This is a genomic window from Bacillus sp. FSL R12-0074 (assembly GCF_038005725.1).
Lineage (GTDB): Bacteria > Bacillota > Bacilli > Bacillales > Bacillaceae_G > Bacillus_A > Bacillus_A mycoides.
On the sequence record NZ_JBBOTR010000001.1, the window covers coordinates 5,209,546 to 5,225,342 of the forward strand.

Sequence of the window (15,797 nt, forward strand, 5' to 3'; positions counted from 1 at the left end):
GAACTAATGCTTTTATTCCTGAAACAAACGCTGATGCAGCTACTCACGAACAAAGCTTTACAAAATGCTATTTCTAAATTAGCCATAAAAATGGCTATGTATTCATCCAAAACTTAACGGAACATGGTCATTGATCTTAAATCACATGAGATACCACACCACATTCTAAGCTTATGGTCCAATGGATAATAGACTTATTGAAAGCGGTTTCGTTATTACTTTAGAGCCGCTTATCTCTATGAAAGCTGACCATATTATTGGGCCGCTGATTGAGTCCAACTTGAAACTGTTCTCTTTTTCTATAAAAAAAACCCTTCAGGTTGCATTCTTACCTTCACTTTATCGTGAAGTTTTTGAATACTTACCTAAAGGGCGTAATATCAATAGTAATTTTTCAACTTGTCTGCTACTCAGATTACGGTTTAATCAATAATCTAAAGCTTTTTTATTATTTTATTCGCTGACGAGCAAATAGAATTCCACCTAAAAGGAACAATACCATACCGCCAAGAATTGAAATCATTTCTGCTGATGTTCCTCCTGTGTTAGGAAGTAATGTTGGCTTATCATTTTCTGTAGTAGGTGGAACTTTTGAATCGCTATTTTTGTCTGTATTTGTATTTGGATCTGTGCTTGGATCTTTCGGATCTGTGCTTGGATCTTTTGGATCTGTGCTTGGATCTACATTTGGTTCGTCCGTGATTTTTGTATTTGTGATGTCATAACCTTTTACTTCGGATTTGTATCCCGCTACTGGTTGTTCTTTCACTTCATACTTGTACGCTACTCCGTTTGCATCATATACTTGTAGTTTTTCAAACGTGTACTTCCAGTTTGTTGCCACGCTTACTTCTTTCGTGTCAATAACTTTTCCATTTTGTAATAAGTCTACTTTGATGGATACTGGACGATCTATTGCGTTGTTATCATCCCAGACTTTCTTACCACTGATTTCTGTTGCTTCCGTATTTTTGTAAGTATTCGTAATCGTTGTTCCGTCTACTTTTGTTTCATAGTCTTTCACTTTTACTTCATTTACTGTGTACTTGAACTCATTTCCTTGTCCATCGTACTTTGGTAGATCTTTGAAGCTGAAATTCCAGTTGCCATCTTTATCAGCTTTCACTTCTTCTGTTTTGAACTCTGTACCATTTTGAAGCAATTGAACCGTAATACTTTCTGGGCGTGTGTTGAACTTATTGTTGTAGTCTTCCCAGACTTTCTTACCATTGATTTCTGTCGCTTCCGTATTTTTGTAAGTGTTCGTAATTGTTGTTCCGTCTACTTTTGTTTCATAGCCGTTTACTTTTACTTCACTTACTGTGTACGTGAACTCATTTCCTTGTCCATCGTACTTTGGTAGATCTTTGAAGCTGAAATTCCAGTTGCCATCTTTATCAGCTTTTACTTCTTCTGTTTTGAACTCTGTTCCATTTTGAAGCAATTGAACTGTGATGCTTTCTGGGCGTGTGTTGAACTTATTGTTGTAGTCTTCCCAGACTTTCTTACCACTGATTTCTGTCGCTTCCGTATTTTTGTAAGTGTTCGTAATTGTTGTTCCGTCTACTTTTGTTTCATAGCCGTTTACTTTTACTTCATTTACTGTGTACGTGAACTCATTTCCTTGTCCATCGTACTTTGGTAGATCTTTGAAGCTGAAATTCCAGTTGCCATCTTTATCAGCTTTTACTTCTTCTGTTTTGAACTCTGTTCCATTTTGAAGCAATTGAACTGTGATGCTTTCTGGGCGTGTGTTGAACTTATTGTTGTAGTCTTCCCAGACTTTCTTACCACTAAGTTCTGTCGCTTCCGTATTTTTGTAAGTGTTCGTAATCGTTGTTCCGTCTACTTTTGTTTCATAGCCGTTTACTTTTACTTCGCTTACTGTGTACGTGAACTCATTTCCTTGTCCATCATACTTTGGAAGGTCTTTGAAGCTGAAGTTCCAGTTGCCATCTTTATCAGCTTTCACTTCTTCTGTTTTAAATTCTTTTTCATTTTGAAGCAATTGAACCGTAATACTTTCTGGGCGTGTGTTGAACTTGTTGTTGTAGTCTTCCCAGACTTTCTTACCACTAAGTTCTGTTGTTTCCACATTCTTGTAAGTGTTCGTAATCGTCGTTCCTTCTACTTTTGTTTCATAGTCTTTCACTTTTACTTCATTTACTGTGTACGTGTACTCGTTTCCTTGTCCATCATACTTTGGTAGGTCTTTGAAGCTGAAATTCCAGTTACCTTCTTTATCAGCTTTCACTTCTTGTGTTTTGAACTCTGTACCATTTTGAAGCAATTGAACCGTAATACTTTCTGGGCGTGTGTTGAACTTGTTGTTGTAGTCTTCCCAGACTTTCTTACCACTAAGTTCTGTTGTTTCCACATTCTTGTAAGTGTTCGTAATCGTTGTTCCGTCTACTTTTGTTTCATAGTCTTTCACTTTTACTTCATTTACTGTGTACTTGAACTCATTTCCTTGTCCATCGTACTTTGGTAGATCTTTGAAGCTGAAATTCCAGTTGCCATCTTTATCAGCTTTCACTTCTTCTGTTTTGAACTCTGTACCATTTTGAAGCAATTGAACTGTGATGCTTTCTGGGCGTTTACCAAACTTGTTGTTGTAGTCTTCCCAGACTTTCTTACCACTAAGTTCTGTTGTCTCCACATTCTTGTAAGTGTTCGTAATCGTTGTTCCGTCTACTTTTGTTTCATAGTCGTTTACTTTTACTTCACTTACTGTGTACGTGTACTCGTTTCCTTGCTCATCGTACTTTGGAAGATCCGTGAAACTGAAGTTCCAGTTTCCTTCTTTATCAGCTTTCACTTCTTCTGTTTTAAATTCTGTTCCATTTTGAAGCAATTGAACTGTGATGCTTTCTGGGCGTTTACCAAACTTATTGTTGTTGTCATTCCACATCTTCGTTCCTGAAACAGATGTAGTTTTCACTTTATTTGGAATATCCAGTTCGACTCCATTTTCATCATCTGATTTTATTTCAAACTCTACTTTTTTCTGAGGATCGAAATCAATATAGTCTGGAGCTGAAACCTCTTGTACATAATATTTACCTGGTGATAATTGAGGAGTTTCAACTATCCCTTTTTCATTTGTTTTATATTCGCCCCCAACTTGTTCACCAGACTCTTTATACAACTTAAACAAAACATTCGGAATTACTTTTTCTTTATTTCCTTCAATATGTTTAACAATTTTCAGCTTTCCTTTTGGAACCTTGTTACCAGTAGCACCACCACCAGCTGTCATATTTTCGACTGGATGAGTACCCGATTCAGTAACTGGTTCTTCGTTTGGAACTTGGTAATCAATCGTATAATCATTCTTAAAAAACTCTTGCTTCTTCCCAGCTTCCGTTATAGTAGATGTATAACCAATCGTAAAGGCAGCAAGACGTGCTTTATCCTTATTAAGCACAACTTTAAATGATCTGTCTCCAGTAAAGGTAATCGTTCCGTAACCTTGCTGTTCAAACTCTTGTAGCGTTAAAGATCGACGACCTAGATAATCATCTACACTTATATAGAAACTATCCTTATTAAGTGTTTGACCTTCCTGTAAATTATCAGTCACAACAATATCACGACTTAACTCTTCTTTATTTAAATTTATATTCAAGAACCAACGTACTTCATTGTCCTTACCTGAGTTCATATCACCAGTTTTATAAAAAAACGGTAGCTTTCCAGGATCTGTGCCACCACCACTACTTGGACCGGTAATTGTTACAGACTGCTTATCTACAGTTGTACCGAAATTGGTTTCAATCTCTTTCTTTTGATCCGTTCCTACATTAGTAGCTTCCACGAAAAAGTTTAAATACCCTTGAATATTTTCATGTGTATCCACTTTATCATTAAATGTACATACCACAGTACCTGCTGTAACTTTACAAGTACCATAGTCATCTAATGGAAACTCCCTATCTAATCCTTTTAATTCTGGAGGCAGTGTTAATGTTAGTGTGTCTCCAGGCTTCAGCCTAAGTCCATCTTTTTCACTGAAGTTTACAGTTACTTTAGTCCGTTCTGTGGTACTTAGATTTGTTTTACCAATCTGAAAACTATCCACAAGTCCTGCTGTGTTTAGTTCTTGTGCATTTGCTACTATAGGTAAAAGACTCTGGCCTATAGTAAACATGAAAATCATTATAATCGAAAAAATCGAAGTAACTCTTTTTAAATACATATTTTATGTTGTCCTCCTATAAAATTAAAAATAGATAGATCCTGGTGCAAACATACTATGACAAAGATTCTACTATTCAATGTCATTAAGCTATTTCACTTAAATATTTTTGATAGCTATTATCATCTTTTTCTCTTTTTTCAACCCTTCTATTACTTAGAAACTTGAAGTTTGACTTTTATATAGATTCATCTCATTTCTCCGACATGTCTAAACTATGTTATTTCTGGTCTATATTGTTTAACAAAAACAGATAAAGAAATTCAAATTGCAAATACACATGGACGGACCATAGAATAACTTCAAAATCAGAAGAAGACAATTCAAAAAGCACTCACGATAAAACTCATGAAAGTCTTTCGTCTTATTATGCCGTAAAATTTCCGAAACTTCTTCACATCTACCGCAAACGATTGCGCGACAACACCAAAAATTGTAGTGTGGGCAAATATAGACCAGCTATTTCACAGCGAATATGCATTTGGCCAACTTCCATACTTATCCTCCAAAAGAATAACAAGTAGTACCATCTATAATCGAAATTAGCATATCAACCGAGGAAAGTTCGAACTGTGAAACATACTTGGATACTCGTATTCTAAAAGATGTTATTGAAGATGCGTTTTCTGCCATTATTAGTTGCGGTGAAATTGGCCATATGTTAAAACCTTTTGTGTTTAGTTACACAGCCGACCTACACACCGAAACAAGTAGAACAAGAAGCGTCCCACCGCCAGCATTATATAATTAAAAACGCTCTGGATGAAGTATTGTTTGCCTATGCAAGATGATAGTCATATTCTCCAAATTTGAATACAGTGGACCGAATTTGGGGGTAACTAAAAAAGAGTATGATTGTCAACTGATTTCATGTAAATCGCATAGAAATACGAAATTCAGCCTTTTCATTTTTGGAGTATATAAATGAGTGTCGAGAAAAGACACTTTGCCTAATGGGTTCCATGGCTATGTCGAAGAATTAAAATGAGCTTATATACGATGATAATATCAAAACCGAGAGATTTATATCCTTTCATTATTTTTTATCAAATCATGAAAACTTCAATTGTACTATTTTAAACATATCCCCCTAGTTTCTTGACTAAGCTAGAAGTTTTCAAGATTAATTACTAATTGGTTAGATACTTGGTTAGATGAGTTGTTATTTTAGTATTTGGCATAGCTGTAACAATGTTTTTTACAACAATCACACCATTTCCTAGTAACATTCCACCAGCTAATAATACATATATGGATTTTTGATAATTTTACCCCCAACAGTCTATTATTCTAGAATCGTTCCTAAAAATCAATAGTTAATTGGTATTTTACTATTTTCACTTCATCACCATAACATATATTTGTCACATGTATTTATATTAGAAAACTGAAATAAAAAAAGAGACAGCTCTGCCATCTCTTTTTTTCATTTCAGTTTCCCCTCATCAAGACGTACGTGAGGTTCTCCCCCATACGGCTTTTCGTTGGTCTTCTTTCTTTGGCATCTAATCAGTTTATAGACTGATCAGATGTTTTTTATATCAACTTGTATATCACTTCTAAACAAAAATAAGTATCTTTTCTTTTGTCTACTACATTTTTTCTGGTGCAGATACTCCTACGATTGCTAATGCATTTTGAAGTGTCGTGCGTACTGCTTTCATTAATTCGTAACGAGCTTTACTTAATTCTAAGTTATCTTGGTTTAATACTTTTTCTGCATTGTAGAAGCTGTGTAATGCTGCAGCTAATTCAAATGCATAGCTTGTAATGCGGTGTGGCAGACGCTTTTGCGCTGCATCCGCAACTACAGCTGGGAATTCACCAAGTTTTTTCAGTAACTCTACTTCTTTCTCAGAAGTAACAAGTTTGTAATTCACGTCTCCGCCTGTAGCTAATCCTAACTCTTCACCTTGACGAAGGATACTGCATACACGAGCATGTGCATATTGTGCATAGTATACTGGGTTTTCATTAGATTTTGATACAGCTAAGTCCATATCGAAGTCTAAATGAGAATCACCGCTACGCATTGCGAAGAAGTATCGCATTGCGTCCACGCCTACTTCTTCCATAAGCTCACGAAGTGTAACTGCTTTACCTGTACGCTTACTCATTTTCATTTTTTCACCATTTTGGTACAGTTGTACCATTTGGATGATTTCTACTTCAAGTGTTTCTTTATCGTAACCTAGTGCTTGAATAGCAGCTTTCATACGAGGAATGTAACCGTGGTGGTCAGCACCCCAAATGTTGATTAGCTTATCGAAACCACGCTCTAATTTATCACGGTGATAAGCGATATCTGGCGTTAAGTATGTGTAAGAACCGTCATTTTTAATTAATACACGGTTTTTGTCGTCACCGTAAGTCATTGAACGGAACCAAGTTGCTCCGCCTTCTTCAAAGATTTCGTCACGCTCTTTTAATACAGCAAGAGCCTGATCAATTTTTCCGTTTTTGTATAATGATGTTTCTGAGAACCACACATCGAAGTTAACACGGAAGCTTGCTAAATCTTTTTGAAGTTTTGCTAACTCATATTTTAAACCGTATGAACGATAGAATTCATAGCTTTCTTCTGCATCAGCTTTTGCATAACGATCGCCAAACTCTTCAGCTAAGCGTTTACCGATTCCAATGATGTCCGCACCATGGTAACCGTCTTCTGGCATTTCTTTCTCTAAACCTAAAGCTTGCATGTAACGAGCTTCAACAGAAAGAGCTAAGTTATGAATTTGGTTACCAGCATCATTAATGTAGTACTCACGAGATACATCATATCCTGCTTTTGCTAATACGTTACATAAAGTGTCACCTACTGCCGCACCACGTGCATGTCCTAAGTGAAGATCACCTGTTGGATTCGCAGATACGAACTCAATTTGTACTTTTTCACCTTTACCAGTATTCGTTTCACCGTATGCTTCACCAGCGTTGACGATTGTTGGGATTAAGTCTGTTAAGTAGCTATTATCCATGTAGAAGTTAATGAAACCAGGACCAGCGATTTCAATTTTTTCAATAGAAGCTTTTGCTTTATCGAAGTTTGCAACTAAGTCTTCTGCAATCATACGAGGTGCTTTTTTCGCAACGCGTGCAAGTTGCATTGCCATATTTGTAGAGAAGTCACCATTTGTTTTATCTTTTGGAGATTCTAATACAACGTTTGGAATTTGTTCTTCTGTCGCTAGTTCTGCCTTTAATACAGCAGCTTGAATTTCTTCTTTAATCAATCCTTTTACTTGTTCTAAAGAATTCATTATTTTGCCTCCTTCAAATTAAGTGTAATTGTATATCTGCCAGCTTCTTGTTCACTTAGAAGCAATGCGTACGTTAAGAAGAGTTGTCCTTTTTTCTTTTCATCCGACCATTTAAAAAGAACGTTATCAGTTTTCGTTTGCAATGCAAACGTACCAAGTTCACTCGTATACGTACCAGTTGTCCATTCACCTTTCACATGCGTCTGACGCATAGAAATAGCACCTGAACGCATAATGAGAACTTGTTCATCTTGAATTTTAATAATTGTTTTCACTTCGCCTTGTTCGTTCGGCTCTTGGAATGTTATATATGTACCTTGACCTTTTACATAGTATTGACCATTTGCTTCAAAAGCAACGGTTTCCTTCCTCGCCCCTTCACGGATTTCTGTTACGAAATGAACGTGTACCGGCAAGCCTGCAAGTTGTTTCTTCACGTCTTGCACACCCTTCAAATGTTATAGATATTAAATACTACTTATAATAAATCACTTTTCCTATCATATCAAAAAAAGACTCTGTCTGTCTGCTGAAAAATCAGGAAAACTCCTTTTCAAAAAATAATTCACCTTCACTTTATTTCATATGTTAAAATATTTTTTAAATCTAAATATTCTTTCATTTCAAGGGGTGAATTTGATGCTACCAACAAAATTAAAAAAAGGTGATGAAATAAGGGTTATTTCACCATCTTGTAGTTTAAGTATTGTCTCCAATGAAAACAGAGACCTTGCTATAAAAAGATTAACCGACATAGGCTTTCAAGTTACATTCTCAAAATATGCTGATGAGATAGATCGATTCGCTTCCTCTTCTATTTCTTCACGAGTTCAAGACCTCCACGAAGCATTTAGAGATTCTAATGTAAAAGCCATTTTGACGACACTTGGCGGATACAACTCTAATGGTTTATTGAAACATCTCGATTATGATTTAATTCGAGAAAACCCGAAAATTTTCTGCGGTTATTCTGATATTACCGCTTTAAGTAACGCGATTTATGCTAAAACAGGCTTAGTTACATATTCAGGTCCTCACTTCTCTTCATTTGGAATGGAGAAAGGGCTCGATTATACGACCGATTACTTTTTAAAGTGCTTAACTTCTCATGAACCTATTGAAATACTACCAGCTGAAACTTGGAGCGATGACTCTTGGTATATGGATCAAGAAAATCGAGAATTTATTAAAAATGAAGGATATGTTTCAATTCAAGAAGGGGAAGCGATGGGAGATATTATTGGTGGCAATATGAGCACATTTAATTTACTGCAAGGTACACCATATATGCCAAGCTTACAGGGCAAAATTTTATTTCTTGAAGAGGATAGTTTAACAGGAAAATCTACCCTAAAAACTTTTGATCGATATTTACATTCTCTTATGCATCAACCTGACTTTGAACATGTAAAAGGCATTGTTATAGGACGAATGCAAAAAGGAGCAGAATGTACGATAGAAGACATTCAAGAAATGATTGCTTCAAAGCCTGAACTTACACATATACCTATCATTGCAAATACAAGTTTCGGACATACAACTCCTATTTTTACTTTCCCAATTGGCGGAAGGGCAAAAATCATTTCTAATAAAGAAAGTTCAGCTATCACCATTTTAACGCACTAAAAAAGGAGCGAACGATTCGCTCCTTTTATGGTTTTTCTATTTTTTGCAACGCTTTTTGCGGGATTGATTCTTTCGAGATTTCAGCCCATCCTTTTCCCTGCATACCTTTTGCATAAATTTTTATAAAAGCACCCGTATGCAATTCACGGTTCACCATTCTTTTAATAACTTGTAGCTTTCCATCTTCTGTATACCCTTTAAATGTATACAAATATTCATCGTCTTTTTTCTCACTTTTATCTATAACAGCATAATAATCTTGTATTTCTTTATTTGAAAAGAAGTTGTCTACAAAAGCATGCACACCTTCTGTTTTCGTGTTTAAATAATATGCTGTTCCACCTAAAATAATGGCGAACACAGCTAAAACTTTAATTACCAATTTCATAAATGCGCCTCCTGTTTGCACTGCTTTCTCACTAGCCGTATGTCTATACCTGTATTATACGAAAAAAGGCATACTATACTCTATCGAAATGCCTTACACTTTCCTTACATTATTGTAAGAGTTTTTCACCTTACAGCAATTTCCCAATAAAAAATTTTTCCGTTTAACAAACTTTTATATTATTATTGAATGATACAAATTTTTATTACAAAAATCAAAGGAGACAATTTTCAAATGGCTATCTTGCAAGGTTTAGCACTATTACTTGTTGTACTTTGTCTATTTACACTTTTCAGTTACCGTGCGCCTTACGGAATGAAAGCAATGGGCGCTTTAGCTAATGCAGCAATCGCAAGTTTTCTTATTGAAGCATTTCACCGTTATATTGGTGGAGAAATGTTTCATAATGACTTTTTACAATCAGTAGGAGTAGCTTCTGGTAGCATGAGCGGTGTCGCAGCGGCAATTTTAGTCGCATTAGCAATCGGTGTTTCGCCCGTATACGCTGTTTTAATCGGTATAGCTACTAGTGGATTCGGTATTTTACCAGGATTTTTCGCTGGATACGTTTGTGCTTTCGTCGTGAAATTTCTCGAAAAGAAATTACCAGCTGGTGTAGAATTTTTAGCAATCCTATGTATTGCCGCACCAATTTCACGTGGAATGGCCATGCTTATGGATCCACTCGTTAACGCAACACTCGGTAAAATCGGTTCTATGATTTCAGTTGCAACTACAGAAAGTCCTATCATTATGGGTATTATGCTTGGTGGATTAATAACAGTTATTTCTACATCTCCATTAAGTTCTATGGCACTAACTGCAATGCTTGGATTAACTGGTTTACCAATGGCAATTGGTAGTCTTGCCGTAGCAGCTTCTGCCCCAATGAACTTCATTTTCTTTAAACGACTAAAAATCTGTTCAAAGAAAGATACCATCGCCGTGGCGATCGAGCCGTTAACACAGGCCGATGTTGTCTCAGCAAATCCAATTCCTATCTATATGACAAACTTTGTTGGCGGTGCGCTTGCCGGTATTATTACGTCGCTATTCCAGCTCGTTAATAATGCACCAGGGACAGCATCACCAATTCCAGGACTTCTCGTACTGTTCGGATTTAATGATGTAATAAAAGTAACGATTGCTGCCGTATTATGTGGAATCGTTACCACTATTGTTGGATACGTCGGTTCCATTGTGTTCCGCAAATATCCAATCCGTTCTGCTGATGAAATTCGCGGAATTACTTCGGAAGAGAAAGTTGCGTAAAGAAAGGGAGCTATTCTCATCGTTTGAGAATAGCTCTTTTTTTATGTCGCGTGACGGTAAGTGAAATTATATTGAACACAACTCCGCATATATCGACTTAACTACTAAATAAGACAATAATAACCTACCTATTAATAAAAGAAGCCGGCTCAAAACACTTTTTGAGTCGGCTTCACTTTTACTTTATCCAGCTACAGCGGCTAGAATGATCGGTGGCTTCGCTTCTTCCTTCGAGGCAAAAAACGCCTCTACGTCTGAAGCTCCATCCCCCTCACATTCTGAGCGAGCCGCTTGCGCTTTTATTTTATCCAGCTACAGTAGCTAGAATCCCCGGCCATTTCACACTCTCGTTCGAAGCCAAAAGCGCTTCTCGGTCGAGCGTTCCAATGACCTGCGATTCTGAGCGAGCTGCCTACGCTTTTATTTAACCCAACCGAGCAGCATTTCCCGCACGAATTTGCTTGCTGCGATTGGTGTTTGATCACTATGATCGTAGACTGGAGCTACTTCTACTAAGTCTGCTCCGACTACTTTTATATTTGAATTTGCAATTGCTACGATGGACTCTAATAGTTCTTTAGATGTGATACCTCCAGCTTCTAATGTTCCTGTTCCAGGAGCGTGAGCTGGGTCTAATACGTCGATGTCAATTGTGACATAGACTGGGCGTCCTGCAAGTTTCGGTAATACTTCCTTTAACGGTTCTAATACGTCAAATTTATATAAGTTCATTCCTACTTCTTTTGCCCATTCGAATTCTTCCTTCATTCCAGAACGAATACCGAAAGAATATACGTTTTCCGGACCAATTAAATCGCACACTTTACGAATTGGTGTAGAGTGGGATAAAGGCTCTCCCTCATATGACTCACGTAAGTCAGTATGAGCATCCATATGGATGATTGCTAAATCCGGATATTTTTTTGCCATTGCCTTAAAAATTGGCCAAGACACTAAGTGCTCTCCGCCGAGACCTAGTGGAAACTTACCGGCATCTAATAGTTTTGTTACATATTCTTCAATCATGTCTATGCTGCGCTGTGGATTCCCAAATGGTAATGGGATATCACCCGCATCAAAATATTTTACCTCTTCTAGTTCACGATCTAAATACGGACTATATTCTTCAAGACCGATTGATACTTCACGAATACGTGCAGGGCCAAAGCGAGATCCTGGACGGAAACTTACTGTCCAATCCATAGGCATCCCGTAAATAACTGCCTCTGACTCTTCAAAACTTGGATGACTTTTAATAAATACTTTACCTGAATAAGCTTCATCAAAACGCATATTCTTTTCCTCCTTATGTGGAACTTAAGGTATCCCAACCTTTCACTATTTCTCAAATTTGGAGCGCATTGCTCCTCTTTCTCGATTTACCTGGGCCTTCTTGTTATCACAAGAAGACTACTTCATTTGTAGCAGTGTAAGTAACTAGCATGTTCAAGCCTTCTAGACAAACACCTTAAATGAATTACTTACACTTTATTTATTTCAATTTAACGCTCTTACTTAATTAAATCGCCAACAAATTTCGGTAATGCGAATGCTGCATTGTGTAATTCTTTTGTGTAATATTTCGTTTCGATTTCATGGAAACGCTCTTCACTTACTTCTAATGGATCATGTTTTTTAGATCCGATTGTGAACGTCCAAAGTCCACTTGGATACGTCGGAATGTTTGCTGTGTATAGACGAGTAATTGGGAAAATCTCTTTTACGTCTTTAAACACAGTTGTAATTAGTTCTGGTGTAAACCAAGGGTTGTCCGTTTGAGCAACGAAAATACCATCTTCTTTTAACGCTTTAGAAATTCCAGCGTAGAAGCCTTTTGTAAATAGGTTTACTGCTGGGCCTACTGGCTCAGTAGAATCTACCATAATTACGTCATATTCATTTTCGCTTTCTGCGATGTGTAGGAAACCGTCTCCTACTTTTACTTCTACACGCTCATCATCTAATGCGCCTGCAATTGATGGTAAGTATTGTTTAGAGTACTCAATTACTTTTCCATCAATTTCAACAAGAGTTGCTTTCTTTACGCTTGGGTGTTTTAATACTTCACGAATAACACCACCATCGCCACCGCCTACTACTAATACGTTTTCAGGGTTTGGATGTGTAAATAAAGGTACGTGCGCTACCATTTCATGATAAACGAACTCGTCCTTTTCTGTTGTCATAACCATGCCATCTAAAATAAGCATGTTTCCGAACTCTTCCGTTTCAACCATATCAAGTTTTTGGAATTCTGTTTGCTCCGTATGTAATGTGCGGTTAATACGCGCCGTAATTCCAAAATGCTTTGTTTGTTTTTCAGTGAACCATAGTTCCATCGTACAATCACGCCTTTCAATGCAAATTTATAATAGGGACATCATTAATGTCCCCTAACAAAAATAAAACAAAACATCCAAAAAGTATAGTTAAAAGTACAAAAATACCGAAAATATATTTTAGTCAGAGGGTTCTAACATATATGTGAAAAGGGATTGCTCTGTAATAGGAAAGAAAACCCTTTCTTAAGAAAGGGTTTTTGTCTCTATTTCTACCGGTTTACGAATCGGAATTAAGATCATTACGCAACCAACTAACACAACAATTCCACCGACTAAAAACGGACTTTGTGGTGAAACTGTATGACCGATGACTCCTGATAAAATTGGAGCAATCGCGCCTCCTAACCAACGAACGAAGTTATAAACACCTGATGTAACAGATCTTTCATAAGGTGAAATATCCATTACATAACTTGTAAATAACGCGTTATTTAAGCCTGATGCTAATCCTGATAGAACGATTAACACGATTTGTAACCACATGATTTTAACGAAGAATAGTGCAATTAAGAAAATCGCAAATACGAGTAAACTACCTTTTAACAATGTTTTTGGTTCATATTTACCTTCTAGCTTATGCGCTAAAATTGCTGATCCGTAAGCTAATGCTAATCCCCATCCGCAAAATACAAATCCTAATTGAATAGCAGATAAATGCATAATCAGTGGTGAATATGCTAACACAACGAAAAATCCGTAGTAGTATAACATTCCCGAAATAGCACCTTGCATAAACGGTTTATACTTCACCAGGTTAAGTAATTCTCCTACGCCTGCCGCTTTACGCTTCACTTTTCGCTCCGGTTCTTTTACAAAAAAGAAAACTAAAATAAATGCTAAAGAAATTAAAATACTCGTCGCAAAAAATGGGTAACGCCAAGAATGTCCACCTAATATACCGCCTAATAAAGGTCCACCTGCCATCCCTAAACCGATAGCTGCTTCATATAATCCTACTGCTTCATGAACTTCTTTACTTAATGCAATTAATAATGTCATCGCCGTTGCGAAGAACATCGCATTTCCTAATCCCCACCCCGCGCGGAAAAGAGATAATTGAGCAATCGTTTGCGATATACCACATATAAATGCAAATACAGTTACAATCGCAAGACCGATCGTCATCATTCGTTTATCACCAAATCTTGATGCGAATATTCCAGCTGGTAACATCATAATTGCCATCGTTAAAATATAAGCTGTAAATAACATCTCGACTTGCCAATGCGAAGCACCAATTTGTTCAGCAATACTTGGTAAAATTGGGTCGACTACTCCTATACCTGAAAAGGCAAGGAAGGTAGCCACCACTGTAATCAATCTCCCTAATTTTTGTTTGCTCTCCATTTTGATTACTCTCCTTTTGTATTCTCTAAAAATGTAACTGCACGGCTTAAACTATCCTCTAGCTCTGCCTTAACACGCTGCATTTGCTCCATTTTTTCGTCTAACGTTTGCACTTGTTTTTCAAGCATCTCTTTAATTTCTTGAATCACTTCACGGTCACGCGGATTCTCACTATTTCTTCTTTGTTCCATTCTTTCTTTTAACGATAAGAAATGTTGCATTTCTTGAAGCGTAATTCCTAGTACTTCTTTCGCTTCCACAATCCTTTTAATTCTCGCAATGTCCTCGTCTGTATACAGGCGAATATTCCCTTCACTGCGTTCTGGGGGATGAATTAAACCAATTTCCTCATAATAACGAAGTGTACGTTTTGTTAAACCAACTTGCTTTGTTACTTCATCGATTTTATACATGTGTATTCCTCCCTTCACCGATTATTACATTTTACGTTAACGTTAACTTTTGTGCAACTGTTATACTTTTGTAAATGTTTGTCATATGAATTGTATTTTTCTCAAAGCAGTTTCATAATAAAAGAAAAGAGATGATAAGGAGATTTCCACATGAATAAACCACTTATTTTCGCTCATCGCGGGGTAAAAGGAACACACCCAGAAAATACGATGATTGCCTTCCAAGAGGCTGAACGCATTGGGGCTCACGGAATTGAACTTGATGTTCATCTATCAAAAGATGGTGAACTAGTTGTTATTCATGATGAAACGGTGGACCGCACAACAAATAGCGTGGGACTTGTTTCTGAGAAAACTGTAGAGGAATTACAAGCTTTAGATGCTGGTAGCCATAAAGATCCTTCTTTCCATGAGGCGAAAATCCCAACATTACGAGAAGTATTTATTTGGCTCTCTACAACAAATTTACAACTTAACATTGAATTAAAAACAGATGTTCTTCATTATCCAAATATTGAAGAAAAAGTTGTTGCTCTTGTTCGTGAATATCATCTATCCAATCAAATTGTATTTTCATCATTTAACCACGATTCCGTTTCATTATTAGCAGAAATTGCTCCAGAAATTCCAAGAGCGATTTTGTACGATACACCACTTGCAGATCCTATTGCTGAAGCAAAAAGGCGCGAGGCGACTGGATTACATCCAAACTTTCAATTATTAACGAAAGAGTTTGTCCAATTAGCACAGGGGCAAGGATACGTTTTTCGTCCTTACACTATTAATGAATATAAAGATTTACAAACTATGATTGACTATGGTGTAGATGTCATCATTACCGATTGGCCAGCACGTGCCTTTGAGCTCCTTTCTTAATTGAAGGGGCTTTTTTGTTTTCAAAATTTCATTGTTTAAAATAAACGAAAACCCTCAATACTAATACAATAA

General features: G+C 36.8%; 11 protein-coding genes and 1 pseudogene. 4 read left to right on the plus strand and 8 right to left on the minus strand.

Features of this window, described 5'->3' with window-relative positions; genetic code table 11:
* Positions 1-80: 80 nt before the first annotated feature.
* A pseudogene (locus tag NSS97_RS27150) lies at positions 81-259 on the plus strand (type I methionyl aminopeptidase); the annotation flags it as partial.
* 189 nt (positions 260-448) lie between these two features.
* On the opposite strand, the gene NSS97_RS27155 reads toward NSS97_RS27150, so the two are convergent.
* The 3 genes from NSS97_RS27155 to NSS97_RS27165 all read right to left on the minus strand — a co-directional run bounded on the left by NSS97_RS27155 (position 449) and on the right by NSS97_RS27165 (position 7,898).
* Positions 449-4,198 (minus strand): Cna B-type domain-containing protein, encoded by a 3,750-nt coding sequence (locus NSS97_RS27155; protein WP_341114513.1) that lies wholly within the window; start codon positions 4,196-4,198, stop codon positions 449-451.
* A gap of 1,592 nt (positions 4,199-5,790) precedes the next feature.
* Positions 5,791-7,461, minus strand: coding sequence for an arginine--tRNA ligase (gene argS / locus NSS97_RS27160; protein ID WP_002143903.1), 1,671 nt, complete (start codon positions 7,459-7,461; stop codon positions 5,791-5,793).
* Positions 7,461-7,898 carry a DUF1934 domain-containing protein gene (locus NSS97_RS27165; RefSeq protein WP_002089794.1) on the minus strand — a complete coding sequence of 146 codons (438 nt, stop codon included), beginning with the start codon at positions 7,896-7,898 and terminating at the stop codon, positions 7,461-7,463. The genes argS and NSS97_RS27165 overlap by 1 nt, the downstream gene beginning before the upstream one ends.
* A 202-nt stretch (positions 7,899-8,100) precedes the next feature.
* On the opposite strand from NSS97_RS27165, the gene NSS97_RS27170 reads away from it, so the two are divergent.
* A complete protein-coding gene (locus NSS97_RS27170) occupies positions 8,101-9,087 on the plus strand; it encodes a S66 family peptidase (RefSeq protein WP_044438431.1) in 987 nt (328 codons plus the stop codon).
* 25 nt (positions 9,088-9,112) lie between these two features.
* Here NSS97_RS27170 and NSS97_RS27175 read toward each other — a convergent pair whose 3' ends face one another.
* On the minus strand, positions 9,113-9,475 hold the full coding sequence (locus NSS97_RS27175; protein ID WP_002130097.1) for a YxeA family protein: 363 nt from the start codon (positions 9,473-9,475) through the stop codon (positions 9,113-9,115).
* 234 nt (positions 9,476-9,709) lie between these two features.
* Here NSS97_RS27175 and NSS97_RS27180 point away from each other — a divergent pair, with 234 nt between their 5' ends.
* On the plus strand, positions 9,710-10,747 hold the full coding sequence (locus NSS97_RS27180) for a PTS sugar transporter subunit IIC (RefSeq protein ID WP_002016349.1): 1,038 nt from the start codon (positions 9,710-9,712) through the stop codon (positions 10,745-10,747).
* Between the two features lie 420 nt (positions 10,748-11,167).
* On the opposite strand, the gene speB is transcribed toward NSS97_RS27180, so the two are convergent.
* From speB to NSS97_RS27200, 4 genes are all read right to left on the minus strand, one after another.
* Positions 11,168-12,040: an agmatinase gene (gene speB / locus NSS97_RS27185; RefSeq protein WP_002016350.1), complete on the minus strand. Its 873-nt coding sequence runs from the start codon at positions 12,038-12,040 to the stop codon at positions 11,168-11,170.
* A gap of 218 nt (positions 12,041-12,258) precedes the next feature.
* On the minus strand, positions 12,259-13,086 hold the full coding sequence (gene speE / locus NSS97_RS27190; RefSeq protein ID WP_000424693.1) for a polyamine aminopropyltransferase: 828 nt from the start codon (positions 13,084-13,086) through the stop codon (positions 12,259-12,261).
* 186 nt (positions 13,087-13,272) lie between these two features.
* On the minus strand, positions 13,273-14,436 hold the full coding sequence (locus NSS97_RS27195; protein WP_002016352.1) for an MFS transporter: 1,164 nt from the start codon (positions 14,434-14,436) through the stop codon (positions 13,273-13,275).
* 5 nt (positions 14,437-14,441) lie between these two features.
* Positions 14,442-14,849 carry a MerR family transcriptional regulator gene (locus NSS97_RS27200; protein WP_002016353.1) on the minus strand — a complete coding sequence of 136 codons (408 nt, stop codon included), beginning with the start codon at positions 14,847-14,849 and terminating at the stop codon, positions 14,442-14,444.
* A 150-nt stretch (positions 14,850-14,999) separates the two neighbouring features.
* Here NSS97_RS27200 and NSS97_RS27205 point away from each other — a divergent pair, with 150 nt between their 5' ends.
* Positions 15,000-15,725: a glycerophosphodiester phosphodiesterase gene (locus NSS97_RS27205; protein WP_044438427.1), complete on the plus strand. Its 726-nt coding sequence runs from the start codon at positions 15,000-15,002 to the stop codon at positions 15,723-15,725.
* Positions 15,726-15,797 lie beyond the last annotated feature (72 nt).